The organism is Flavobacterium gawalongense, assembly GCF_007097265.1.
Classification (GTDB): domain Bacteria; phylum Bacteroidota; class Bacteroidia; order Flavobacteriales; family Flavobacteriaceae; genus Flavobacterium; species Flavobacterium gawalongense.
The window spans coordinates 1-1,245 of the sequence record NZ_VJZP01000082.1; the positions used below are offsets into that span (position 1 = coordinate 1).

The following is a 1,245-nucleotide window of genomic DNA, read 5'->3' on the forward strand; positions in this document are numbered from 1 at the left end:
CAGGGCAAACGCACCAGTTAAAATGACAAAAAATGTCGTAATCTATTAAAAATAGGTTGTTTAATATTTTTTTAATAGCTTAAAAAATTGTATATTGATCTGACAATCAATAATTTAAGTATAATTTTATGTCAGGTAAATTAATAAGCATTTTTAAGCAAATAGAAGACAATAGACGAGATTTAAGCAAACTTCATGAGTTAAACGACATCCTAGTTATGGCAATAATTGCTGTGATTTGTGGGGCAGATACTTGGAATAATATTGAAGAATACTGTGAGGCAAAGCAAGAATGGCTTTCTAAATTTCTGAATTTAGAAAACGGAATACCATCGCACGATACCTTTAACAGGGTAATAAGCTCCATTGATAGCGAACACTTTGAGCGTTGTTTTATTGAATGGGTTAGTGAGTTGATAAAAATTACCGATGTAAGAGAGATTGTGAATATTGACGGCAAAACCATTCGTGGAGCAAAACAGCACGGAAAGAAATCGCCAATTCATATGGTAAGTGCTTGGGCACACAATAATAATTTGGTTTTAGGTCAAGTAAAAGTCAATGAAAAGTCAAACGAGATTACCGCAATCCCAAAGCTTTTAGAAGTTTTGAGTTTGGAAAATAGCATTGTAACCATTGATGCCATGGGCTGTCAAACGGCTATTGCAGAAAAAATAATTGAAAAACAGGCAGATTATGTTTTAGCTGTCAAAAACAATCAAGAACAATTGTTTGAAAATATAACAGACGAATTTAGATTTTCAAAAAAAATAGAAATTTTTGAGGATACTGATTTAGGACATGGACGAATAGAAACTAGAAAATGTAGTGTTATTACACATTTTGAACATATTGAAAATCATGATAAATGGAAAGGATTACAATCAATTATAAGAATAGAAAGCATACGTGAATTTAAAAATAGCGATAAATCCAAAGAAGAAGCCGTACGATATTACATCTCGAGTTTAAAGATTTCAGCAAAGGAATTTGAACACATTATCCGCTCGCATTGGAGCATTGAAAATAAGCTACATTGGACATTAGACGTAGCATTTTTGGAAGATCAGAGCAGAAAAAGAGATAGTAATGCCGCTCAAAACTTTTCCGTTCTCACTAAAATCGCCTTGAATCTGCTAAAAAATGAAAAAACCGCTAAAGTTGGAGTTAAGGGTAAGCGCCTTAAAGCTGGGTGGGATAATCAATATTTGGAGAAATTAATTAATTTATGATGCGTTTGCCCTG

Annotated in this window: 1 protein-coding gene; it reads left to right on the forward strand. The window is 32.8% G+C overall.

The features are described from left to right. Positions 1-128: 128 nt before the first annotated feature. Complete coding sequence (locus FNW38_RS17350; protein WP_143388859.1) at positions 129-1,232, forward strand: ISAs1 family transposase; 1,104 nt, start codon at positions 129-131, stop codon at positions 1,230-1,232. Positions 1,233-1,245: the final 13 nt, after the last annotated feature.

Coding starts and splice junctions, on each gene's coding strand:
- FNW38_RS17350 (WP_143388859.1), top strand. CDS start 129: ATGTCAGGTAAATTAATAAGCATTTTTAAGCAAATAGAAGACAATAGA.